The sequence below is a fragment of the Azohydromonas lata genome, from assembly GCF_034427735.1.
GTDB lineage: Bacteria > Pseudomonadota > Gammaproteobacteria > Burkholderiales > Burkholderiaceae_C > Azohydromonas > Azohydromonas lata.
Genome location: NZ_JAXOJX010000047.1, coordinates 24,907 through 47,593, shown reverse-complemented (window position 1 = coordinate 47,593; position 22,687 = coordinate 24,907). Strand labels below are relative to the sequence as shown.

16 protein-coding genes and 1 tRNA gene are annotated in these 22,687 nt (G+C 70.5%); 7 read left to right on the top strand and 10 right to left on the bottom strand.

The genetic code is table 11. The annotated features are described in order from the left end of the window. Positions 1-6: 6 nt before the first annotated feature. The 3 genes from SM757_RS23930 to SM757_RS23920 all read right to left on the bottom strand — a co-directional run bounded on the left by SM757_RS23930 (position 7) and on the right by SM757_RS23920 (position 5,684). Positions 7-375 (bottom strand): c-type cytochrome, encoded by a 369-nt coding sequence (locus SM757_RS23930; protein ID WP_322467318.1) that lies wholly within the window; start codon positions 373-375, stop codon positions 7-9. Continuing rightward, positions 375-1,610 carry a PQQ-dependent sugar dehydrogenase gene (locus tag SM757_RS23925; protein ID WP_322467329.1) on the bottom strand — a complete coding sequence of 412 codons (1,236 nt, stop codon included), beginning with the start codon at positions 1,608-1,610 and terminating at the stop codon, positions 375-377. Before SM757_RS23925 ends, SM757_RS23930 begins: the two co-directional genes overlap by 1 nt. Positions 1,611-1,913: 303 nt before the next feature. Next, positions 1,914-5,684, bottom strand: coding sequence for a DUF748 domain-containing protein (locus SM757_RS23920; protein WP_322467317.1), 3,771 nt, complete (start codon positions 5,682-5,684; stop codon positions 1,914-1,916). A 66-nt stretch (positions 5,685-5,750) separates the two neighbouring features. On the opposite strand from SM757_RS23920, the gene SM757_RS23915 reads away from it, so the two are divergent. Beyond that, positions 5,751-6,548, top strand: coding sequence for a YdcF family protein (locus SM757_RS23915; RefSeq protein ID WP_322467316.1), 798 nt, complete (start codon positions 5,751-5,753; stop codon positions 6,546-6,548). 221 nt (positions 6,549-6,769) lie between these two features. On the opposite strand, the gene ubiD is transcribed toward SM757_RS23915, so the two are convergent. After that, positions 6,770-8,335: a 4-hydroxy-3-polyprenylbenzoate decarboxylase gene (gene ubiD / locus SM757_RS23910; RefSeq protein ID WP_322467315.1), complete on the bottom strand. Its 1,566-nt coding sequence runs from the start codon at positions 8,333-8,335 to the stop codon at positions 6,770-6,772. Positions 8,336-8,603: 268 nt separating this feature from the next. On the opposite strand from ubiD, the gene SM757_RS23905 reads away from it, so the two are divergent. Next, positions 8,604-9,443: a lytic transglycosylase domain-containing protein gene (locus SM757_RS23905; RefSeq protein WP_322467314.1), complete on the top strand. Its 840-nt coding sequence runs from the start codon at positions 8,604-8,606 to the stop codon at positions 9,441-9,443. A gap of 189 nt (positions 9,444-9,632) precedes the next feature. On the opposite strand, the gene SM757_RS23900 is transcribed toward SM757_RS23905, so the two are convergent. The 3 genes from SM757_RS23900 to SM757_RS23890 all read right to left on the bottom strand — a co-directional run bounded on the left by SM757_RS23900 (position 9,633) and on the right by SM757_RS23890 (position 13,031). Then, positions 9,633-9,709: transfer RNA gene (locus SM757_RS23900), tRNA-Val, on the bottom strand. 206 nt (positions 9,710-9,915) lie between these two features. Further along, on the bottom strand, positions 9,916-12,165 hold the full coding sequence (locus tag SM757_RS23895; RefSeq protein WP_322467313.1) for a RelA/SpoT family protein: 2,250 nt from the start codon (positions 12,163-12,165) through the stop codon (positions 9,916-9,918). Continuing rightward, positions 12,162-13,031 carry an alpha/beta fold hydrolase gene (locus SM757_RS23890; RefSeq protein ID WP_322467312.1) on the bottom strand — a complete coding sequence of 290 codons (870 nt, stop codon included), beginning with the start codon at positions 13,029-13,031 and terminating at the stop codon, positions 12,162-12,164. The genes SM757_RS23895 and SM757_RS23890 overlap by 4 nt, the downstream gene beginning before the upstream one ends. A 51-nt stretch (positions 13,032-13,082) precedes the next feature. Here SM757_RS23890 and SM757_RS23885 point away from each other — a divergent pair, with 51 nt between their 5' ends. Beyond that, positions 13,083-13,853, top strand: a complete 771-nt coding sequence (locus tag SM757_RS23885) for a 3-hydroxybutyrate dehydrogenase (RefSeq protein ID WP_322467311.1) — start codon at positions 13,083-13,085, stop codon at positions 13,851-13,853. 59 nt (positions 13,854-13,912) lie between these two features. Here the strand turns inward: SM757_RS23885 and SM757_RS23880 are convergent, their stop codons facing one another. Further along, positions 13,913-14,614 carry an SIMPL domain-containing protein gene (locus SM757_RS23880; RefSeq protein ID WP_322467310.1) on the bottom strand — a complete coding sequence of 234 codons (702 nt, stop codon included), beginning with the start codon at positions 14,612-14,614 and terminating at the stop codon, positions 13,913-13,915. 175 nt (positions 14,615-14,789) lie between these two features. Between SM757_RS23880 and ompR the strand changes: the two genes are divergently transcribed. Continuing rightward, on the top strand, positions 14,790-15,524 hold the full coding sequence (gene ompR / locus SM757_RS23875; protein ID WP_028999127.1) for an osmolarity response regulator transcription factor OmpR: 735 nt from the start codon (positions 14,790-14,792) through the stop codon (positions 15,522-15,524). 139 nt (positions 15,525-15,663) lie between these two features. After that, positions 15,664-16,971, top strand: a complete 1,308-nt coding sequence (locus SM757_RS23870; protein ID WP_238455855.1) for a sensor histidine kinase — start codon at positions 15,664-15,666, stop codon at positions 16,969-16,971. A 31-nt stretch (positions 16,972-17,002) separates the two neighbouring features. On the opposite strand, the gene ispF is transcribed toward SM757_RS23870, so the two are convergent. Both ispF and ispD read right to left on the bottom strand, forming a co-directional pair. Beyond that, positions 17,003-17,500 (bottom strand): 2-C-methyl-D-erythritol 2,4-cyclodiphosphate synthase, encoded by a 498-nt coding sequence (gene ispF, locus SM757_RS23865; protein WP_322467309.1) that lies wholly within the window; start codon positions 17,498-17,500, stop codon positions 17,003-17,005. Beyond that, positions 17,497-18,246, bottom strand: a complete 750-nt coding sequence (ispD, locus tag SM757_RS23860) for a 2-C-methyl-D-erythritol 4-phosphate cytidylyltransferase (RefSeq protein WP_322467308.1) — start codon at positions 18,244-18,246, stop codon at positions 17,497-17,499. The genes ispF and ispD overlap by 4 nt, the downstream gene beginning before the upstream one ends. A 68-nt stretch (positions 18,247-18,314) precedes the next feature. Here ispD and mfd point away from each other — a divergent pair, with 68 nt between their 5' ends. Continuing rightward, positions 18,315-21,761 (top strand): transcription-repair coupling factor, encoded by a 3,447-nt coding sequence (gene mfd / locus SM757_RS23855; protein ID WP_322467307.1) that lies wholly within the window; start codon positions 18,315-18,317, stop codon positions 21,759-21,761. 65 nt (positions 21,762-21,826) lie between these two features. Beyond that, positions 21,827-22,549 (top strand): phosphoserine phosphatase SerB, encoded by a 723-nt coding sequence (serB, locus tag SM757_RS23850; RefSeq protein WP_322467306.1) that lies wholly within the window; start codon positions 21,827-21,829, stop codon positions 22,547-22,549. The last annotated feature ends 138 nt before the right edge of the window (positions 22,550-22,687 follow it).

Here is a 22,687-nt window from a genome sequence, read left to right as displayed (position 1 = left end):
GCAACCCTATCGGTCACGCAGTTCGATGGCCTGCGCGGCGTAGAAGGCGGCCAGCGCGTCGATGTCGGCGTCGGACAGCGGCTTGGCGATGACGCTCATGATCTCGTGCCGCCGCTCGCCACCGCGAAAGGCGCGCAACTGGCGCTGCAAGTAGCCTTCCGGCTGCCCGGCCAGGTGCGGCGCATCCGGCGCCGCGCCTATGCCGCGCGGACCGTGGCAGACGGCGCAGGCGCCGGCGAGCTGGCGCCCGCGGGCGTCCTTGTCGGCGGGCTGCGCCCAAGCCGCCGCAGGCAGCACGCCGGCCAGCGCGGCGGCCAGCAGCAGCAGCAGCGCCGGCGCCGCCCGGCGGCCTTTCACTCCGGGGCGCTGCGTCATCACGGCTGGTAGGTGATGCGGTAGAGGGCGCCGGCGTAGTCGTCGGACACCAGCAGCGAGCCGTCCTTCATCACCGCCACGTCCACCGGGCGGCCGCGGAAGGTGCCGGTGTCGCCGTCCAGCCAGCCGCTGGCGAAGACCTCGGTCTTGTCGGCCGTGCCGTCCGGCTTGAGCGAGGTGAACAGCACCTGCGCGCCGTTGGGCTTGGTGCGGTTCCACGAACCGTGCTGCGCCGAGAAGAAGCCGCCCTGGTACTTGGCCGGGAACTGCTTGCCCGCGTAGAAGACCATCCCTAGGTCGGCCGCGTGCGCCTCGGTGAGCACCTGCGGCGCCACGATGTCCTTGGGCAGCGGGTCCTTGTCGTAGCCGTTCTCGGTGACGCGGGTCTTGCCCTTGATCCATGGGTAGCCGAAGAACTGGCCCGCCTTGGTGATGCGGCTGATGGTGCCCGCGGGGATGTCGTCGCCCATGCCGTCGGTCTGGTTGTCGGTGAACCAGAGCGTGCCGTCCTTGGGATTGAAGTCCTGGCCCACGGAGTTGCGTATGCCCGTGGCGTAGACCTCGCGCTTGCTGCCGTCGAAGGCGTTCATGCGCACGATCCCGCCTATGCCCCACTTCTTGTAGAGGTCCAGCTTCTCGCGCGGGGGCACGTTGAAGGGCTGGCCCAGGGTGACGTAGAGCATGCCGTCGGGGCCGACGCGGCAGGTGCGCGCGCCGTGGTTGAAGGACTCCTCCTCCACCGGGATCAGCCCGCCTTGAGGCACCACCTCGATGACGGCCACGTCCGGGCTCTCGTAGAAGAACTCGGCCGCCGGGAAGTTCAGCACCCGGTTGTGCTCGGCAACGATGAGGAAGCCGTCCTTGGTCCAGCACACGCCGTTGGGGTTCTGGAACTTCAGGCTGGGCGCGAAGGGTTTGACTTCGTCGGCCACGCCGTCGGAGTTGCGGTCGGTGACGGCCCACACCATCGTCTTGCGCGTGCCCACGAACAGCATGTTGGTGCTGGGCGCCACGGCCATGTGGCGGGCGTCGGGGACGACGGCGAAGAGGTCGATCTTGAAGCCCGGCGGGAGCTTGACGCGCTTGAGGTTGTCGCGGATGGCGTTGGCGTTGCGCCCTTCCTGCGGCACGGGCGGGATGTTGAGGTCCGTGCCCGACACCTTGAACTGCTTGAGTTTTTCGATGTTGCCGGGGCCGGCGGCGGGTTGGGCCTGCACGGCACCGGCCAGCAGCATCGCGCCGGCCAGCAGGCTCAGGACGAGCGGTTTCTTGCTTGCTCTCACGTCGCTGTCTCCTTCCACTGGCGCGCCGGAGCCACTGCAACATGGGCGGCCCGGCGCCAGGCGAGCCACTGTGAGCACGCCACCACCAGGGGTGCAGATGGGGCAAGCCCCAATGTCGCCCGCCTCGCCAAATCGGGCGGGCGTGCCGTTTCAGCGCATGTACCAGCTTGAGCACGGGCGGCGGCGCGGCCCAAGGCAGCCTGCCCCGGGCCGGCCGCGCCTCGTGGCGCCCCGTTGCCGACAGCCGCGCGTGGCTCAGCGCAACGACAGCTCCACCCGCGGCGCCCAAGCGGCGGCGGGCTTGCCGCCGCCGTCCTCGCCACCTTCGGCGGGCGTGTGAAGCTTGGGCGCGGCCACGAACAGCCGCTCGCCCGGGACGCCCTCGGCCATGAGCGCGTCGCGCACGGCCAGGGCGCGGCGCACGGCGAGCTGGCGCGCATCCTCGGCCGTGACGCTCATGGCCGCCAGCAGCCGCTGTTCCATTTCGGCCACGGGCAGCTCGCGCGCCAGCCCTATGAAGTTGCGGGGCTTTCCGGGCAAGGGGGTGTCGGCGTAGACGCGGCGCAACAGCGCCTCGCGCAGCGCAGGGGTGGGCTCGGGCAGCGCCTCCTGGCCGGTGGAGGTGCCCGCGCGCAGCGCCTGGCGGCGCTGCTCGGCGCGGATGCTGTCCTCCAGCCGGGCGCGGCGCAGGGCGTCCTCCTCGGCCACCGGGTCGGCTTCGCCGGTGATGGTGGTCTGCAGCGAGGATTTATCGACCAGCGCCTGCGCGGCCTTTTTCACCACGTCACGCCCGGCCTCGGCGGGTTGGGGGCTGCCGGGGTCGAAGGCCACCGTGCTCAGGTCCGGCCCGTGGGCGCCGGCCAACAGCGCGAAGGGCGACGTGATGGCCTTGAGCAGCAGGTTGCCTATGAGGCGCAGGACGATGCCGCCGATGCTGAACTGCGGGTCGTTGAGGCTGCCGCTGATGGGCAGCTCCAGGTCGATGTTGCCGTCGCGGTCCTTGAGCAGCGACACGGCCAGCAGCACGGGCAGCTTGGTGGCGCTGGGCGACTCCACGCGCTCGCCGAAGGTGAGCTGGTTGAGCGTGAGACGGTTGCGCGCCTGCAGCCGGCCGTCCTTGTCGATGCGGTAGCCCAGGTCCACGCTGAGCTTGCCGCGCTCTATGGCGTAGCCGGCGTACTTGCCGGCGTAGGGAGACAGCGGCGGCAGCTCCAGCCCGGTGGCGCGGGCCGTGATGTCCAGCTCCGGCGGGCTGGCCAGCGGGTTGAGCGAGCCCTGGATGTCCAGCAGCGCGCTGCCGGCGGCACGGCCCTGCAGCGACAGCGGCGCCAGGCCGGGCTGGTCGGAGCGCAGCGCGCCCATCGCGCCGTTGAGCCCCGTGAGCTCGGCGCTGTAGTTGGGCCGGACGAAACGGTCGTTGAAGTCGATGCGGCCGTTGACCAGCGTGGTGGCGCCCAGCACCAGGTCCACGGGCAGCTCGCGGGTGCGGCTCACGGGCGGGCCGACGGTGACGCCGCCGCGCGTGGTGGCGGCCGCAGCGGACGCCGCGGGCGATGCCGCCTCGGCGGCCGCGGGCGGCGTGCCGGCAGTGTCGAGCACGGCACGGCCTCTCAGGTCCTGCAGGTTGAGGCGGCCCTGCTCGGTGACGACCAGGCGGGCATAGAAGTCCGACAGCGTCGCGGCCTGCAGTTGCACGCGCGGCTTGGCGCCGGGCTGCACAGCGGCATCCAGGCCCTTGAGCGAGAGGGCCTGCCAGCTCAGCAGCTCGTCGTTCGGCGCACCGACGGCCACCACGTGCACGCCACCCAGCAGCACGTCGCCGCGGGCCTGCACGCGCAGCCCCGGGGCGGCGGTGTTGACCGAGACCTCGCCGTCGAAGCCGCCCTCGGCCTGCAGCAGGCGCAAGGGCAGCGCGGCACCGGCGTAGTCCTGCAGCAGGTGCAGCGGCAGGCGTTCGATGCGCCAGCGCCCGTCCAGCATCAGCGGCTGGGGCTGCACGCGGCCGCTCCACTGCACGCGGCCCGTTGGGGCGGCGGTGCGCCCGGCGGGGCGGTCGGCCTCGGCGAGCTGCAGGCTGAGGCTGCCCTGGCGCGCGCCGGCGGCCAGCGGCCATTGCAGGTCCTGCAGCGCGAGCTGCAGCCGGCTCACGTCCAGCCGCGCGGGCGGACTGCCGGGGGCGGGCAACGCGTCGCGCCAGAGGATGCGGCCCTCCTCCACCTGCAAGCGCCCCAATTTGACTTGCCAGCCGCCGCCCTGGGCCGCAGCGGCCGCCGGTGCGGGAGCAGGCGTGGACGCCGCGGGCGTTGGGAACCAGGAGGCCACGTTGAGCTGGCCTTGGGCGTCGCGGCTGAGTTGTGCGGCGGGCGCTTGCAGGCGCAGGCGGCCGATGTCCACCTGCCGGCGCGGCAGCTCCACGCGCACGGCCTCCAGCGCCAGCGAGTCCCAGGCGGCCAGGGGCGGCGCGCTGCGGGCGGCCGGGTCCAGCAGCTTCAGGCCGTCCAGCCGGGCTTGGGCGACTTCCACGGTCTGCAGGCCGTCCGGCGTCCAGCGCAGCCGGCCTTGCGTGCCCAGGCGGCCTTCGGCCTGCGGGCGCAGGGCCTGGGCCAGCACGGGGGCCAGCGGGCCCAGCGGCAGGTTTTCCAGCGCGAAGCCCAGCGTGCCGCCTTGGGCGGCGGCCTCGCCTTCGAGCTTCAGCGTAGCGGGCTCGTAGCTGCCCTCCTGCGGACGCAGGCGGGCGCTGGCCTGGAAGGGCGTGGCCTCGCGCAGGGGCCAGTGCACGCCGTGGGCTTGGGCATCGAGCTCCTCGACGCGCCAGGCCAGCTTGAGCGCCTCGTCACGCCAGTGCAGCGTGGCGCCCTTGACGGACAGGTCCTGCAGCGAGACGGCCCAGCCGGCGCCGTCCGCGCCGGCAGCACCGGAGGCGGCGCTCGCCGCCGGCTTGGCGGCTTTGGCAGGTTGAGGAGCCTGGGTCTGGGCCTGCGCCTGGGCCAGCGCGGGCACCACGCGGCCCTGGGCATCGCGCCCGGCATGCACGGCAAGGCCCTCCAGCGTGACGGCGGCCAGGGCCACGCGGCGCTGCAAGGGCTGCGAGGGCTGCACGTCCACGCGCAGCGACTGCCAGGCCAGCGCAGGCGCGTCGCCGGCGGCGGTGAGGGCCACGTCCTCGGCCTTGAGCTGGCCCTGCACGTCCAGTTGCGGCGTGCCGTCGTCGGCCAGTCGAAAGCGCAATTGGAACTGCGTGGCCAGGCGGCCGCGCTGCAGCTTCAGCGGCGCGGGCAGGTAGGGGCTGAATTGGGCGAGGTCGAGCGCGTCAAGGCGCAGCTCCAGGGTGCTGTCGCGGTGGCGCGAGAAGGGCGTGGCGCTGGCGCCGCTGTCGAAGCGGCTGCCGTCGAGCTCGAAGGCCAGGCGCGGCTGCACCTGCGTGTCTACGTCAGCGGGCAGGCTGGAGATAAAGGGCAGCGTGAGCTGCAGCGCGCGCAGCTCGTGGCGCACGCCGCGGGCCTCGTCCTCGAACAGCAGCTCGCCGCGCTCCAGGCGCAGGTTGTGCAGCGCAAAGCGCGGCGGCGGGCCCTCGCTGGGTTGCGCCTGGGGTTGAGGGCTCAACCGCCGCAGGATGTCGTCGAGGTCCGTGCCGCCGTCGGCGCGCTGCTTCACGCGCAACTGCGGCGCGTGCAGCTCCAGGGCACTGAGCACGGGCGCGAGCTTCCACAGCGAGCTGGCCTCCAGGTTGAGCAGCACGCGCTCTATCCTGGCCTGCGGCGGCACGTCGGCCGCGGGTGCGCCGGGGGATGCCGCTGCAGAGGCGCCGGCCAGGCTGACGCCTTCGAGCGCCAGCTCCAGGCTCCAGGGCTTGAAGGTGATGCGCTCCACGCTGAGCGGGCGGCCCAGCAGCTCGCTGCCGCGCTGCTGCAACTGCCACTTCAGCAGGGCTGGCAGGGCCAGCGCGCTCAACAGCCACAGCAGCCCCAGCGCGATCACGGCCAAGGCCCCCCGCCTTGCCGTGCGCTTGTTCAAAAACTTGTTCATCTTTTGCGCCATGCCATGCACCCGGGCTGCGCACAATGCGCGCCGTCCGGGATGAGGAAACAACCAATGAACGAGATTGTGATGCGGCTTGGACTGGAGTCCTGGAAGCCGCTGCTGGGCGCCCTGCTGCTGCCGCCTCTGCCTGCCCTGCTGGTGGTGGTGTTGGGCGGCCTGCTGTGGCGCCGGCGCCTGGGCCTGGCGCTGCTGGGTTTGGGTGTGGCGGCACTGTGGCTGGAAGCCTGCACGGCGGTGGCGGAGCCGGCCAAGCGCTGGCTGCTGCAGCCGCCGCCGGCGCTGGAGGCGGCGGCGCTGAAGGGGCTGGCGTCGGCGGGCACGGCCATCATCGTGCTGGGTGGCGGGCGTGAGGCCTTCGCGCCAGAGTACGGCACGTCCAGCCTCGGCATCTATTCACTGGAGCGGCTGCGCTACGGCCTGTGGCTGTCGCGCGCCAGCGGCCTGGGCGTGGGCTTCAGCGGCGGCGTGGGCCATGCCGGGATGCAGGGCGAGGCGGAAGCCACCATCGCGGCGCGGCTGGCGGCCGAGGAGTTCCGCCACCCGCTGCGCTGGGTGGAGGACGCCTCGCGCGACACGCGCGAGAACGCCGCGCGCAGCGTGGCGCTGCTCAAGCCGCAGGGCATCACCACCATCGTCCTGGTCACGCACGACTGGCACATGCCGCGCGCGCGGCGCGCCTTCGAGCAGGCGGGTGCCGCGGCCGGCATGGCGCTGCGCGTCGTCCCGGCGCCGGTGGGTCTGGCCGGCGACGACAGCCTGCCCCTGCTGCGCTGGCTGCCCAGCGGCGGCGGCTTCACGCTCATGCGCTGGGTGGTGCGCGAACGCATAGGCCTGCTGATGGGCTCGTGAAGGGCTCGTAAAGCCGCCCCAAAAAAAGCGAGCCCCTCCGCGCCGAAGCGCGGAGGGGACGGGCGATTGCCACCGCCGCTGGGGCTCCGGAGGTAGGCGGTCCGGGGCTCCTGTTGCGCAGAAGACTGCGCCACTTGCATGAACCTGCGCCAAGGCAGGCAGGGCAAAGGTAGCGCAGCGCCCTGCCCGCATCAAGCTTGGGGACGGCGGGCGCAGGGGTTTCAAGCGCCCTTGCCGCCAGCCATGAGACGCTCGAAGACTTGGTCCATGCGCGCCTGCACCGCGGGCTCCATGGTGATGGTGCGGCCCCACTCGCGGCTGGTTTCACCCGGCCACTTGTTGGTTGCGTCCAGCCCCATCTTGCCGCCCAGGCCGCTCACGGGTGAGGCGAAATCGAGGTAGTCGATGGGCGTGTCCGACACCAGCGTGGTGTCGCGCACAGGGTCCATGCGCGTGGTGATGGCCCAAATCACGTCGCGCCAGTCACGGATGTTCACGTCCTCGTCCGTCACCACGATGAACTTGGTGTACATGAACTGGCGCAGGAAGCTCCACAGGCCGAACATCAGCCGCTTGGCGTGGCCCGGGTAGGCCTTGCGCATGGAGATGACGGCCATGCGGTAGCTGCAGCCTTCCGGCGGCAGGTAGAAGTCCACGATCTCCGGGAACTGCTTCTGCAGGATGGGGACGAACACTTCGTTGAGCGCCACGCCTAGCACCGCGGGCTCGTCCGGTGGCTTGCCGGTGTAGGTGGAGTGGTACACCGGGTCGCGCCGCTGCGTGAGGCGATCGACGCGGAACACCGGGAACCAGTCCTGCTCGTTGTAGTAGCCGGTGTGGTCGCCAAAGGGGCCTTCGAGCGCGTGCAGGTAGCCGCCGCGCTCCTTGAGCGGCACGCCGTCCTCGCTCACGCCTTCGTAGCCGGGCGCAGCCACGGGGATGTGGCCTTCCAGCACGATCTCGGCACTGGCCGGCGCCTGCAGCTTCTGAGGGCCCTCGCCCACCGAGGTGTCGGCCAGCTCCGTGCGGCTGCCGCGCAGCAGGCCGGCGAACTGGTACTCCGACAGCGAATCCGGCACCGGCGTGACCGCGCCCAACAGCGTGGCCGGATCGGCCCCCAGCGCCACGGCGATGGGAAACGGCTGGCCCGGGTTGGCGCGCGCGAACTCGCGGAAGTCCAGCGCGCCGCCGCGGTGCGCCAGCCAGCGCATGATCAGCTCGCGCCGGCCGATGAGCTGCTGGCGGTAGATGCCCAGGTTCTGCCGCGTGCGCGGCTGCGCCACGGACTGCGGGCCGCGCGTGATCACCAGGCCCCAGGTCAGCAGCGGGCCGGCATCGCCGGGCCAGCACAGTTGAATGGGCAACCGGTGCAGGTTCACCTCGTCGCCCTGAAGCACCTGCTGCTGGCAGGCGGGCGAGGAAACGCGCGCGGGCTTCATGTCCCACAGCGCCTTGCCCATTTGCAGCAGCCGCCCGGCATCCTTCAAGCCGCGCGGGGGCTCGGGCTCCTTGAGGCTGGCCAGCAGGCGGCCGATGTCGCGCAGCTCCGAGGTGTCCTGCGCGCCCATGCCCAGCGCCACGCGGCGCGGGGTGCCGAACAGGTTGGCCAGCACCGGCATGTCGTGGCCCGTGGGCTTCTCGAACCACAGCGCCGGGCCGCCGGCCTGCAGCACGCGGTCGCTCAGGGCCGTCATTTCAAGCTTTGGTGACACTGGCTCGCTGATGCGCCGCAGCTCGCCAAGTCGTTCAAGTTGCACGACAAAGTCCCGCAGGTCGCGGTATTTCATTACCAATAGCTATGTAGAGTGGATTTGATATTCTTGACCGGTTATTTGAACCCTTCCTAGAATGGGTTCACCTGGCGTAGACCAGGGTTGATCCGATCCCTCAACAGGGTACCGCTGCCTTGCAGCCCGTCGCGTCGGGGACGCTGCGGAAAGGGTCCGATTCATGCGGGCCTGCTGCCGAACCATTATCGCCGCCGCCTTGCGTGGCACTTTCAACGCTTCCCGAGGGAGGCGCTGGATTGCCGCGCCGGTGGACGAAAGGAGAGCAATGACAGCGTTTGTCATGGTGCGCGCGGTGCGCGCTTCAGTCGCGGTCTTTGTGCGCGACGTCGTTGCCGGCCTGTTCCAGGTCAGCCACAACACGCTGGCCCTGGTGGGCCTCACCGTCGTGGCATTGCTGGCCTTTGCCGGAAGCCATGCCGATCTGCGCCATCAGGCCGAGCGTGCGGCCTTCGGATGGCTGCAATCCCGCTACGAGGCCCGCGCCGAGCGCGAAGGCAACATGCTCGTGGCCTTGTCGGACCCGCAAGGCGTGGCCCGCGCCACGGCGGCGGACCCGCGCGAGCTCGACCGCCAGCAGGCTGCCGTCGCCAAATGGCTCTCGCGCCGCTACCGCGTGGCACCGGAGCCCATCAGCCGCTTGGTGCAGGAAGCGTGGCAGGTCGGCCAGCGCGCGGGGCTGGAGCCCACGCTCATCCTGGCCATCATGGCCGTGGAGTCCAGCTTCAACCCGTTCGCCCAAAGCGCCGTCGGCGCCCAGGGGCTGATGCAGGTGATGACGCGTGTGCACGACGACAAGTACGAGCGCTTCGGCGGCACGCTTGCGGCCTTCGACCCGGTCACCAACCTGCGCGTGGGCGTGCAGGTGCTCAAGGAATGCATTCAGCGCGCCGGTGGCCTGGAAGCCGGGCTGCGCTACTACGTCGGAGCGGCCAACCTGGACGAGGACGGCGGCTACGCCGTGAAGGTGCTGGCTGAGCAGGGCTACCTGCGCCAAGTGGCCAATGGCCGCGGCGTGCCCACCAACGCGCCCATGCCCGCGATTCAGCCGCGCTCCGCACCTGTGGCCGCTGCCGAGCCGGACACGCAGGCCGTCGCCGTGCGCTGAAACCGCTTCGCCTCTCCCCGCCACACGACGGCGGTCCGGCTGCAACGGCAGCCCGGCCGCCGTTTCTCATTGGGCAGCGCCGGACATCGCAAGCCAAGCGCTCCTCGCACGTCATGGCGACGCACGGCCTTTTCGTGCACCCCGAAAGCAAAGAGCCCCTGACGAGATCACCCGTCAGGGGCTTGCGATTGGTAGGCGCGATTGGACTCGAACCAACGACCCCCACCATGTCAAGGTGGTGCTCTAACCAGCTGAGCTACGCGCCTGTTGTCTTCGCTTGAAAGCGTCTGCTTGCTTGCGAAGAACGCCATTCTAGCAGCAGTTTTTTCAGTTGCGCAAGCGGTTCTCTCGAAAAATTTGAAGAAAGTGCTGCGCGGGCTTTTAGACGGTCATTTGCCCTGGCGCCACGGGCCTTGGCGCCAGCCCATGAGGCGGGCAAAACGCCGCCATGGCGCCCTGCCCCGGCAGCGCATCAGCGCCGCGCCGCACGCCTCACGCCGCCTATGCGCTGCACCTGGCCCAGCACCTGCGACAGCCGCGCCGCGTCATGGACCTCGATGGTGAAGTTCATGCGCGTGCTGCCGCCGTGCGCGTCCTTCACGGACTGCATCTTCATGTCCGTGACCTTCATCTTCTCCTTGGCAAAGAGCTCGGAGATGTCGCGCAGCAGTCCGGGGCGGTCGGCGGCCTCGACGGTCACGTCCACGGGATAGAGCGCGTCCCGGTCGCTGCGCGGCCGTCCCCAGGTGACGGGAATGACGCGCTCCGGCGACTGCTGCGCCGCGTGGCGGAAGTTGGTGCAGTCCACGCGGTGCACGGCCACGCCCTTGCCACGGGTGACGAAGCCGCCTATGGCATCCGGCGGCGCCGGGCGGCAGCAGCGCGCCAGGCTGGTGAGCAGCGATTCCACGCCCACCACCAGGATGCCCCCGCGCGGCCCACCCTCCGGCGCCGTGGCACGCTTGGTGACCAGCTCGTCCAGCGGCGGCGCGGGCTCGGCCGGGCGCAGCAGCTGCTCGATGTTGCGCAGGGAGTACTCGTCCTTGCCGACCACCTCGAAGAGTGCGTCCGCGCTCTTGAAGCCCAGCCGTGCGGCCAGGTCGTCGAGCTTGAGCGCCGTGCGCCCTTCTCGCTGCAGCAGCTTTTCCACCGCCTCGCGGCCGCGCGCGATGGTGTCGCGCTGCGCCAGTGCGTTGAACCAGGCGCGCACCTTGGAGCGTGCCCGCGCGCTGGCCAGATAGCCCAGCTCGGGGTTGAGCCAGTCCAGCGATGGTCCGCCCTCCTTGCAGGTGTTGACCTCCACCGTCTGTCCGCTGCGCAGCGGCGTGTTCAGCGGCACCAGCGCACCGTCCACGCGGGCACCGCGGCAACGGTGGCCCAAGTCGGTGTGCACGTTGTAGGCGAAGTCCACGGGCGTGGCGCCGGCGGGCAGTTCCACCACCGTGGCCTGCGGCGTGAAGACGTAGATGCGGTCGTCGAAGGCGGCGTTGTCGCCGCCTTGCACGTAGTCGCGCTCCCATTCGAGCAGCTGGCGCAGCACGGCCTTGCGGGCCTCGGCCACGCGCTCCTCGAAAGCGCCCGCGGCGCTCACGCCGGCATAGCCGCGCGCGCCCGCCTCCTTGTAGGCCCAATGCGCGGCCACGCCGTACTCGGCGTGCTCGTGCATGGGACGGGTGCGGATCTGCACTTCCACCGGACGGTCCTCGTCGTCCAGCACCACGGTGTGCAGCGACTGGTAGCCGTTGGGCTTTGGCTTGGCGATGTAGTCGTCGAACTCGCCTTCCAGCGGCCGGTAGCGCTCGTGCACACGCGCCAGCGCCGCATAGCACTGCGGCACGTCCTCGACGATGACGCGCAGCGCCCGCAGGTCCAACACGCGCTCGAAGCCGAGGCGCTTGCCCTGCATCTTCTTGTAGATGCTGTAGATGTGCTTGGGCCGCCCCTGCACGGTGGCCTGAATGCCCACCTCGGCCAGCTCCTGCGCCAGCTCGGCCCGGAAACGCTCCACGCCCTGCTCGCGCTCGCTGCGCTTTTCGTGCAGCAGCGTGGCGATGCGCTTGTATTCCTGCGGCTGCAGGAAACGGAAGGACAGGTCTTCGAGCTCCCACTTGATCTGCCAGATGCCCAGCCGGTTGGCCAGCGGCGCAAAGACGTGCTGCGACTCCAGCGCCAGGTCCTGCGGACAGGGCAGCTTGCTCGCGGCGTACCAGCGCAGCGTCTGCAGACGCGAGGCCAGGCGCAGCAGCACCACGCGCAGGTCGCGCGAGAAGGCCAGCAGCATCTTGCGTACGCGCTCGGTCTGCTGCGCGCGCGCGGGCTCCTCGACGCGGGCCTGGCGCGCCGCGCGCTGTATCTGCACCAGTTGCCGCGTGTGGCTCACCAGGCTGGCGTAGGACTCGCCAAACGCCTTGGCGACCACCTCCTCGGGCTTTTGCAGGAAGTCCCCGGCGTAGACCAGGTAGGCCGCGGCCTGCATGGCCGGCGCCGCGCCGATGCTGCGCAGCACAGCGCAGACGCCGTCGGCGTGGGCGAGTGCGTCCTCGCCGGTGTCGAGCTCGCGCTGCCACAGCAGCGGCTCGGCAAAGGCCCGCGCGCGCTGCAGGGCGAGCAAGCCGGCATCCTCGGGAGAAAGAGCGCCTTCGCCTGGGGAAGAAGGCAGCTCGGCCAGTTCAACGATGGTGGCGGGCCGTGCGGTGACCCATTCGGATTGCAGGCTTCTCATGGCGACAACAAGAACTCCCTCACCGCCTGCACCTGATCAGGTTGCACCAGCATGGGCGCATGGCCCACGCCTTCGAACTCCACCACGCGCGCGCGCGGGCCGCGCTGCGTCATGGCCTGCGCGGTTTCGCGCGACAGCAAGTCGGACTGCGCGCCGCGCAGCAGCAGCACCTGGCAGCGCAGCGCGTCGTAGGCCTGCCACAGCGCGGCGCTGCCGGCCTGGGCCACTGCGGGCGTGAGCTGTTTGAAAACGTCGGCAATGCGCAGGTCGTAGTGCAGCGTGACGCCTTCGCCGTCGGGGCGCAGTTGCGGGCGGCAAATCTCCATCCACTGCTCGTCCGTGTGCGGGCCGAAGCTCTCGGAGATGTCGTGCAGGAAGGCCGCGGCCTCCTGCTCGTTGGCCCAGTGGCGCGGCACGCCCACGTAGTCGGCAATGCGCTGCAGGCCCTCGCCTTCAATGGTCGGACCAACGTCGTTGAGCACCATGCGGCGCAGCGGCGCGTTGGCCAGCGCACCCAGGCTCAGGCCTATGAGCCCGCCCATGGACGTACCGACCCAGTCCACCTCGCGCGCGTTCAGCCGCGCCAGCAGGTTGACCATGTCCGACACGTAGAACGGCACGTTGTAGCCGGTGGGGTCGTGCAGCCAGTCGGAGTGCCCGCGGCCGAGCACGTCCGGGCAGACCACGCGGTATTCGTTGCTCATGGCACGAGCCAGCGTGGAGAAGTCGCGCCCCTGGCGCGTGAGGCCGTGCACGCAAATGAGCACGCGGTCGTTGGCCGGATCACCCCATTCCCAGCACGCCATGCGGTACATGGCGCCAGGGCGCAGGCACGGGACGTGAATCAGCCTCGGCGAATCGTTCATGATGGCTCCCGTTTGTCTTTGGACCATCGTATCAACCTAAGGAGGCCATTCATGCTCAAGGCAAAGACCGCGCTCGTCACCGGATCCACCAGCGGCATCGGGCTGGGCATCGCCAAATGCCTCGCGCGCCAGGGCGCCAACATCATGCTCAACGGCTTCGGCGACAGCGAAGCGGCGCTGGCCGAGGTGCGCGAACTGGGCGTGCGCGTGGCCTACCACGGCGCCGACATGAGCAAGCCCGCGGAGATCGAACAGATGATGCAAGCCGCCGAAGCCGAGTTCGGCGCGGTGGACATCCTGGTCAACAACGCCGGCATCCAGCACGTGGCGGCGGTGGAGGATTTCCCGGCCGAGAAGTGGGACGCCATCATCGCCATCAACCTCAGCTCGGCTTTCCACACCACGCGGCTGGCGCTGCCGGGCATGAAGCAGCGCGGCTGGGGCCGCATCATCAACCTCGCCTCCGTGCACGGCCTGGTGGCCTCGGCGCAGAAGTCGGCCTACGTCGCGGCCAAGCACGGCCTGGTGGGCTTCACCAAGAGCGTGGCGCTGGAGACGGCCACCACGCCCGTGACCGTCAACGCCATCTGCCCGGGCTGGGTGCTCACGCCGCTGGTGGAAAAACAGGTGCAGGCCCGCGCACAGGCCGACGGCATCGAGCTCGAAGAAGCCAAGCGCCGGCTGCTCGGCGACAAGCAGCCTTCCATGCAGTTCACCACGGCCGAGCAGTTGGGCGAACTGGCGGTGTTCCTGTGCTCCAGCGCGGCCGACAACATCCGCGGCGCGGCCTTCAACGTGGACGGCGGCTGGGTCGCCCAATAAGAAAGAGAAAGTCCGCTGCGGCGCGGGCCCTCTATTTATTAATTAGAGGGCCGTGCGGCTCATTCCATCTGGACGGAGCCGCTGATCGTGGCCGTCACCTGCCCACGGCCGGGCTCCACGGGCAGCGACTCGTCGGCCGGTGCCGCCATCGCCTTGGCTCGCATGAGCACCGGCATGCCCACGGGCGGCGTATCGGTCTGCACCTGCACCTCGCGCAGGCTCCAGCGGCTGAAGCCGAACTGTCGCGTGATCTCGCCGGCGCGGCCCTTGTAGCGCTCGATGGCGCGCGCGCCGACCTCGGATTCGACCTGCTCCCGGGCCTCCCGAGACAAGGAATAAGCCACCCGGGCGATACTCATGCTGTTGATGCGAGGGACGAGCTGCGAAATCGCCCCCATGTCTCGGCCCTCGACCAGCAACTCCGTGCTGCCCTGCCAACCGCCTATGGCGCCCTTGGCGGTATAGCGCGGATACACCGACAGGTTGCCTGCCCGCACTTCCACCTGCCCCGGCTTGGCCACCTTGCGAGCTTCCACCAGCGCCGCATCCAGCGCTTGGCGCAGTGCCGACTGCACCGCGCCGGCGTCCGCGCCTTCGCGCGTGGTGCTGAAGGCCAGCGTCAGCCAGTCATTGGGTACGTCCATGCTGGCGCTGGCGCTCAGCTGAACCACGCGCTGTGGCGGCGCCGGCAGGGTTTGCGCCTGTACGGCGCCCAGCCACGCGGCCAGCGCCAAACAGGGCACGAAGGTGAAAGCTCTCATGGGAACACTCCAAAAAGGGGGGGTGCGGGCCGCGAACACGGGTCACCGAGAGACACTCTGTAACGCTTTAAGCGCCAGTCCGGATGCCGAAAGAGATGTAACAGAGGTGCCGATCGCGCCAGAACCATCTTGCCAACATGTTCACAATGCCGCCGTTACAAATAGGGAGCTCGCTATGAACACCCCTGCAAATCCCCGCCCCGACCGCGTTGTCGTCGTTGACGACGACGCCCGCATCCGCGACCTGCTGCGCCGCTACCTGACGCAGGAGGGCTTCGAAGTGCTCTTGGCCGAAGACGCCAAGGCGCTCAACCGCGTGCTCACGCGGGAAACCATTGACCTGATCGTCCTGGACCTGATGCTCCCGGGCGAGGACGGCCTGTCGATCTGCCGCCGCCTGCGCGCGGCCAACGACTCCACGCCCATCATCATGCTCACCGCCAAGGTGGAGGACGTGGACCGCATCGTGGGCCTGGAAGTCGGCGCCGACGACTACCTGCCCAAGCCCTTCAACCCGCGCGAGCTGCTGGCGCGCATCCACGCCGTGCTGCGCCGCCGCCCCGCGCTGGAGGCGCCGGGTGCGCCGTCCAAGGAGCCGCAGGTCGTGAACTTCGGCCCCTTCGAGTTCGACCTGTCGCTGCGCCGCCTGACCAAGGACGGCGAGCAGATGGCGCTGACCACGGGCGAGTTCTCCATGCTCAAGGCCCTGGTGCGCCACCCGCGCCAGCCGCTGTCGCGCGACAAGCTCGCGCAACTGGCGCGCGGCCGCGAGTTCGAGCCCTTCGACCGCAGCCTGGACGTGCAGATCTCGCGCCTGCGCAAGATGATCGAGCCCGACCCCGCGCAGCCGCGCTACATCCAGACGGTGTGGGGCGTGGGCTACGTGTTCGTACCCGATGGCGCAAGCTGAGATCGGCGTGCCTACGCCCACGGGCGAGGACGACGCCACGCGGCAGTCTCCCGCACCCGGCAAGCTGCGCGGCCTGCGCCGACGGCTGCGCCGGCTGCTGCCGCGCAAGGCCAACAGCCGGCCGCGGCAGTCGCTGGCGCTGAGCCTGTTCTGGCGCACCTTCTTCCTGCTCGCCCTGCTCCTGGGCGGCGGCATCTTCGCGTGGGTGCAGACGCTGCGCGCGCTGGAGCTGGAGCCGCGCGCGGTGCAGTCCGCGCAGCAGATCGCCAGCCTGGTCAACCTCTCGCGCGCGGCGCTGCGCTTCTCGGACAGCATCCACCGCGTCTCCGTCGTCAAGACGATGAGCGAGGAGGAAGCCGTCAAGGTGCTGCCGCGCGAGCCCGGCCACCGCTGGGAGCCCTTCGAGACCGACCGCTTCACGCGCCGCATAGGCCGCGAGCTGCGCGCACGGCTGGACGAGGACACCATCCTCGCCCGCAGCGTCAACGGCGTGGACGGCCTGTGGGTGGGCTTCACCATCGAGCGCGACGCCTACTGGCTGCAGGCCGAGGCCACGCGCGTGTACCCGCTCACCAGCGGCACCTGGTTCGTCTGGGTGGGCATCGCGCTCATCGCCACGCTGCTGGGCTCCGCGGCGATCGCCCGGCTGATCAACCAGCCGCTGCGCGACCTCTCGTTTGCCGCCAGCCGCATCCGCGAGGGCGAGTACGAATCGCAGCTCGACGAGAACACCCTCACCAGCGAGATCCGCGAGGTGAACATGGGGTTCAACCGCATGGCGCGCGAGCTGGCCAAGGTGGAGGAGGACCGCGCCGTGATGCTGGCCGGCATCTCGCATGACCTGCGCACGCCGCTGGCACGGCTGCGGCTGGAGGCCGAGATGAGCGTGCAGGACGAGGAAGCCCGCCGCAACATGGCCATGGACATCGACCAGCTCGACGCCATCATCGACAAGTTCATGGACTACGCCCGCCCGGGCGACGCGCCGCTGGTGCCCGTGAACCTGTCGGCGCTGATCGAACGCGAGGCCTCGGCCTTCCGCGATCCGACGCAGATCCGCATCAGTGCCCGCATCGCCATAGACCTGATGGTGCTGGCCGACGACACGGAGCTGGGCCGCGTCTTCGCCAACCTGTTCGAGAACGCCCGCCGCTACGGCCGCACCGAGAGCAGCGGCCCCGCGCTGGTGCTGGTGAGCTACACGCGCAGCGGCCCCTGGGTGGTGGTGAGCGTGCGCGACCACGGCCCTGGCGTGCCCCCGGCACGCCTGGCGCAACTGACCACGCCCTTCTACCGCGGCGACACCGCCCGCACCGCGGCCACGGGCGCGGGGCTGGGCCTGGCCATCGTCGACAAGTCGCTGCAGCGCATGGGCGGCCGGCTGGAGCTGGCCAACGCGCCGGACGGCGGGCTGGTCGCCCACGTGAGGCTCAAGCGGGCGCCGTGAGGGGACGCGGGCGCCCGTAGCCCGCGTCTGCTCAGCCGGCGGCCGTGCCCCGGCACAGCAGGCACACCGCCCGCGCCTCCATCGCCCGCTTCTCGCCCACGGGCCCCAGCTTCTCGGCCGTCTTGGCCTTCACGTTCACCTGCTCCGGCGCCACGCCCAGCACCTGCGCGATGCGCTCGCGCATGGCCGGGATGTGCGGCGCGAGCTTGGGCGCCTGCGCCACGATGGTGGAGTCCACGTTCACCACCTCCCAGCCCGCCGCGCGCACGCGGCGCATGGCCTCGGCCAGCAGCACGGCGGAGTCGGCGCCCTTGAAGGCCGCGTCCGTGTCCGGGAAGTGGCGGCCGATGTCGCCCAAGCCCGCCGCGCCCAGGAGCGCGTCGGTGAGCGCGTGCAGCAGCGCATCCGCGTCCGAATGGCCCAGCAGCCCGTGGGTGTGCGGGATGGCCACCCCGCCCAGCACCAGCGGCCGCCCTTCCACGAGCTGATGCACGTCCCAGCCCTCGCCGATGCGCAGCGCCGGGATCACGTCGCGCTCCCTTGGGACGAAGACGGGTTGGACGCGGGAACCATGAGCAGCCTTTCCGCCAGGCTGAAATCGCCGGGCCAGGTCAGTTTGAAATTTTCCAGGGAGCCGGGCACCAGCCGCGGGCGCAGGCCCAGGGCTTCGACCGCGCTGGACTCGTCGGTGACGGCGTCGCCCGCCTCGCGCAGCGCGCGCCGCAGCAGGCCGATGCGGAACATCTGCGGCGTCTGCGCCGCCCATTTGCCATTGCGGTCCACCGTGGCCGCCACGCAGCCGCCCTCGGCCTGCTTGAGCGTATCGGCCACCGGCAGCGCCAGCAGCCCGCCCACGGCGTCGTGCTCGCAGGCCTCGATGAGCTGCGTCACCCACTCGGGGCGGATCAGGCAGCGCGCCGCGTCGTGCACCAGCACCCAGTCATCCTCGGCGGCGCCGCGCTCCAGCAGCACTTCCAGCCCGGCCGTGACGGTGGCCGCGCGCGTGGCGCCGCCGCGGCGGGCCGTCCACAGCCGCGCTTCGGCGCCAGCGTTGGGCAAAGCGGCGTCGAACAGCGTGTCGTCCGGCGACAGGACGACCAGCGTGGCCTGCAGCCGCGGCACGCGCCCAAGGGCGGCCAGGGTGTGGGCCACCAGCGGACGGCCCGCCAGTGGAACGTACTGCTTTGGGCGGTCGGCTCCGGCACGGCTGCCGGTTCCGGCGCAAGGGACCAGCGCGTAGCAGCGTGGCACAGGCCCATGAACGAGGGTGGTCATCGGAGCCGGATTCTAGAATTTGGCCTCCGCCCTCCCTGGGCGTGCCTCCTGCTGCAAGCCTCCTCACGATGCAACTGCCCGCCATCGCCCCCGGCAAACGATTCACCTTGCCGCGCCCGCCGGGCTCGGCCGACGCGCTGCTGCTGGCCCGCGACGCCCGCCGCCACGCCGACGCCAAGCGCCTCACGGCCATCGTGACCGCCGACCCCGCCGACGCCCCGCGCCTGGCCGACGAGCTCGCCTTCTTCGAGCCCGACCTTCGCGTGGCCGTCTTCCCCGACTGGGAAACGCTGCCCTACGACAGCTTCAGCCCGCACCAGGACCTGATCTCCGAGCGCCTGGCCACGCTGTGGCGCGTGCTGCAGAAAGACGTGGACGTCGTCCTGCTGCCCGCCACCACGGCGCTTGCGCGCCTGGCGCCGCCGAGCTTCCTGGCCGCCTACACCTTCCACTTCCAGCAAAAGCAACAGCTCGACGAGGCCTCGCTCAAGGCGCAACTGACGCTGGCCGGTTACACGCACGTGAGCCAGGTCGTCTCGCCCGGCGAGTACGCCGTGCGCGGCGGATTGATAGACCTCTACCCCATGGGCTCGGCCGTGCCCTACCGCGTGGACCTGTTCGGCGACGAGGTGGATTCCATCCGCACCTTCGACCCCGACAGCCAGCGCAGCCTCTACCCCGTGCCGGAAGTGCGGCTGCTGCCCGGGCGCGAGTTCCCCATGGACGAGGCCTCGCGCACGGCCTTCCGCGCCCGCTGGCGCGAGCGCATGGAAGGCGACCCGACCCGCTCGCGCATCTACAAGGACATGGCTGCGGGCGTGGCCAGCGCGGGCATCGAGTACTGGCTGCCCCTCTTCTTCGACGAGGTCGCCGACATCTTCGAATACCTGGGCGACGCCGCTGCCGTGGTGCTGCACGGCGAGGTGGACGAGGCGCTGCAGCGCTTCTGGACCGACACGCGCGAGCGCCACCGCTTCCTGCAGCACGACGCCGAACGCCCGCTGCTGCCCCCGGAAGCCCTCTTCCTGCGCGTCGACGATTTCTATGCCCGCGCCAACACCCACGCCACGCTGTCGCTGCGCGGCGCGGGCGAGCTGGAGTGGGCGCGGCCCGCGCCGGACGTGAGCGTGGACCGCGGCGCCACGGAACCCCTGGCCCGGCTGGAAGCCCACCTGCGCGACACCGCCGCGCGCGTGCTGCTGGTGGCGGAGAGCGAAGGCCGCCGCGAAAGCCTGCTGGACCTGCTGCGCGACCACCGCATCGACGTGCCCAGCGTCGCCACGCTGGCCGAATTCCTCGCCAGCGACGAGAAGGTCGCCATCACCGCCGCGCCGCTGGCCGCCGGTTTCACCTGGAGCGAGCCGGCCGACCAGCGCCTGCTGGAGTTCCTGACCGAAACCGAGCTGTTCGCCGCCGCGGGCGGCGGCGCGCGGCGGCGGCGCAAGCAGGAGCAGGTCAGCAACGTCGATGCGCTGATCAAGGATTTGTCCGAGCTGAAGGTCGGCGACCCCGTGGTGCATGCCAATCACGGCATCGGCCGCTACCAGGGCCTCTTGAACATCGACCTGGGCGACGGCCCCTCGGAGTTCCTGCACCTGGAGTACGCCGACAAGGCCACGCTGTACGTGCCCGTGTCGCAGTTGCAGCTCATCAGCCGCTACACCGGCGTGAGCCCCGACGAGGCGCCGCTGCACAAGCTGGGCTCCAACCAGTGGGACAAGGCCAGGCGCAAGGCCGCCGAGCAGGTGCGCGACACCGCGGCCGAGCTGCTCAACCTCTACGCCCACCGCGCCGCGCGCGAGGGCCACGCCTTCCGCTTCTCGCCGCACGACTACGAGGCGTTTGCCGCCAGCTTCGGCTTCGAGGAAACGCCGGACCAGCGCGCCGCCATCCATGCCGTCATCCAGGACCTGATTTCGCCAAAGCCCATGGACCGGCTGGTGTGCGGCGACGTGGGCTTCGGCAAGACGGAGGTGGCGCTGCGCGCCGCGTTCGTCGCCGTCACCGGCGGCAAGCAGGTGGCCCTGCTGGCGCCCACCACGCTGCTGGCCGAGCAGCACTACCAGAACATCAGCGACCGTTTCGGCAAGTGGCCGGTGCGCGTGGCGGAGATGAGCCGCTTCCGCTCGGCCAAGGAGATCAAGGCCGCCATGGCCGGGCTGGCCGACGGCACGATAGACATCGTCATCGGCACCCACAAGCTGCTGAGCTCGGACGTGAAGTTCAAGCGCCTGGGCCTGCTGATCATCGACGAGGAGCACCGCTTCGGCGTGCGCCACAAGGAGGCGATGAAGGCCATGCGCGCCGAGGTGGACGTGCTCACCCTCACCGCCACGCCCATCCCGCGCACGCTGGGCATGGCGCTCGAAGGCCTGCGCGACCTCTCGGTGATCGCCACCGCGCCGCAGCGGCGGCTGGCCATCAAGACCTTCGTGAGGAGCGAGAACCAGGGCGTGATCCGCGAGGCGGTGCTGCGCGAATTGAAGCGCGGCGGGCAGGTGTACTTCCTGCACAACGAGGTCGAGACCATCGAGGCGCGCCGGGCCAAGCTGGCCGAGCTGCTGCCGGAGGCGCGCATTGCCGTGGCACACGGCCAGATGCCGGAGCGCGAGCTGGAGCGCGTGATGCGCGACTTCGTGGCCCAGCGCCACAACCTGCTGCTGTGCTCGACCATCATCGAGACCGGCATCGACGTGCCCAGCGCCAACACCATCGTCATCAGCCGCGCCGACAAGTTCGGTTTGGCGCAGTTGCACCAGTTGCGCGGCCGCGTGGGCCGCAGCCACCACCAGGCCTACGCCTACTTGCTGGTGCCGGACGTGGAAGGGCTCACCAAGCAGGCCGGCCAGCGGCTGGAGGCCATCCAGGCCATGGAGGAGCTGGGCAGCGGCTTCTACCTCGCCATGCACGACCTGGAGATTCGCGGCGCGGGCGAGGTGCTGGGCGAGAACCAGAGCGGGAACATGCAGGAGGTGGGCTTCCAGCTCTACAACGACATGCTCTCCGAGGCCGTGAAGGCGCTCAAGGCCGGGCGCGAGCCGGATCTGCTCAGCCCCTTCGGCGCCACCACCGAGATCAACTTGCACGCCCCGGCGCTGCTGCCCGACAGCTACTGCGGCGACGTGCACGTGCGCCTGAACCTGTACAAGCGGCTGGCCTGCGCCGAGCGCGGCGACGAGATCGACAAGCTGCTGGAGGAGGTGACGGACCGCTTCGGCAAGCTGCCCTCGCAAGGCCAGACCCTGTTCGACACGCACCGGCTGCGCGTGCTGGCCAAGCCCTATGGGGTGCTCAAGATCGATGCGGCGCCGGCGGCCATGGTGATCACGTTCCGGCCCAACGCGCCGGTGGACCCGATGCGCATCATCGAGCTGGTGCAGAAGAACCGGCACATCAAGCTGGCGGGCAACGACAAGCTGCGCATAGAGCGCAGCACGCCGGAGCCACGCGACCGCGCGCAGTTCATACGCGACGTGCTGAGGTCGCTGGGGACGCCGGTGAAGGAGGAGGCGTGAGGCCAGAAACCGGGGGCCGAGCCGCCCCGGATAATCACGGGTTTTGCCGCTGAACCGTCCCGCCCATGTCCACCGCCCCCGCCATCGCCTTTGCCCCCGGCCTGACCCTTCGCGGCTTCACGCCGCCGCTGCGCCTGGGGGACTTCGGCCTCATCGCCTTCGACATGGACTCGACCCTCATCAACATCGAGTGCATTGACGAAGTCGCCGACGCCGCCGGGCGCAAGGCCGAGGTGGCGGCCATCACCGAAGCGTCCATGCGCGGCGAGATCACCGACTTCAAGGAAAGCCTGCGCCGGCGCGTCGCCATGCTCCAGGGCGTGCCGGAGCAGTTCCTGCACGAGGTGTTCGAGCAGCGCCTGAAACCCAACCCCGGCGCCAAGGCCCTCATAGACGCCTGCCGCGCCGCCGGCCTCAAGACGCTGCTGGTCTCCGGCGGTTTCACCTTCTTCGCCGAACGCGTCTGCCAGGTCCTGGGCATCGACTACGCCCGCTCCAACGTGCTGGAGATCGTGGACGGCCACCTCACCGGCCGCCTGGTGGACCAGGACTGGGGCGACATCTGCGACGGCGCCGAGAAGCGCCGCATGCTGCTGGCCACCTGCGAACAGCTCGGCCTGCGCCCCGAGCAGGCCATCGCCATGGGCGACGGCGCCAACGACCTGCCGATGATGGGCGCCGCGGGCCTCTCGGTGGCCTACCACGCCAAGCCCAAGGTGCGCGAGCAGGCCATGGTCTCCATCGAGCAAGGCGGCCTGGACCGGCTGCTGGAAGTGCTGCACGCCTGAACACCCCGGCGCCCGTGGCGTGCGCGGCGTGCACGGTGCGGGCGGTCGTTCGGCAGACCGGCGGACTTCTTGAGCCGCTTGCGTCCGCGGCATCGTGAACTTGTTCACGGCGCCGGTACGCAGGCGCTTGCAAGCCGG

Bases quoted from the DNA above. Each gene is read 5' to 3' on its own strand.
- SM757_RS23880 (WP_322467310.1), bottom strand. From the start codon at position 14,614: ATGAGAGCTTTCACCTTCGTGCCCTGTTTGGCGCTGGCCGCGTGGCTG.
- SM757_RS23915 (WP_322467316.1), top strand. From the start codon at position 5,751: ATGAACGAGATTGTGATGCGGCTTGGACTGGAGTCCTGGAAGCCGCTG.
- ispD (WP_322467308.1), bottom strand. From the start codon at position 18,246: ATGACCACCCTCGTTCATGGGCCTGTGCCACGCTGCTACGCGCTGGTC.
- serB (WP_322467306.1), top strand. From the start codon at position 21,827: ATGTCCACCGCCCCCGCCATCGCCTTTGCCCCCGGCCTGACCCTTCGC.
- SM757_RS23895 (WP_322467313.1), bottom strand. From the start codon at position 12,165: ATGAGAAGCCTGCAATCCGAATGGGTCACCGCACGGCCCGCCACCATC.
- SM757_RS23925 (WP_322467329.1), bottom strand. From the start codon at position 1,610: ATGCTGCTGGCCGGTGCCGTGCAGGCCCAACCCGCCGCCGGCCCCGGC.
- ubiD (WP_322467315.1), bottom strand. From the start codon at position 8,335: ATGAAATACCGCGACCTGCGGGACTTTGTCGTGCAACTTGAACGACTT.
- ompR (WP_028999127.1), top strand. From the start codon at position 14,790: ATGAACACCCCTGCAAATCCCCGCCCCGACCGCGTTGTCGTCGTTGAC.
- SM757_RS23890 (WP_322467312.1), bottom strand. From the start codon at position 13,031: ATGAACGATTCGCCGAGGCTGATTCACGTCCCGTGCCTGCGCCCTGGC.
- mfd (WP_322467307.1), top strand. From the start codon at position 18,315: ATGCAACTGCCCGCCATCGCCCCCGGCAAACGATTCACCTTGCCGCGC.
- SM757_RS23920 (WP_322467317.1), bottom strand. From the start codon at position 5,684: ATGAACAAGTTTTTGAACAAGCGCACGGCAAGGCGGGGGGCCTTGGCC.
- SM757_RS23885 (WP_322467311.1), top strand. From the start codon at position 13,083: ATGCTCAAGGCAAAGACCGCGCTCGTCACCGGATCCACCAGCGGCATC.
- SM757_RS23905 (WP_322467314.1), top strand. From the start codon at position 8,604: ATGACAGCGTTTGTCATGGTGCGCGCGGTGCGCGCTTCAGTCGCGGTC.
- SM757_RS23930 (WP_322467318.1), bottom strand. From the start codon at position 375: ATGACGCAGCGCCCCGGAGTGAAAGGCCGCCGGGCGGCGCCGGCGCTG.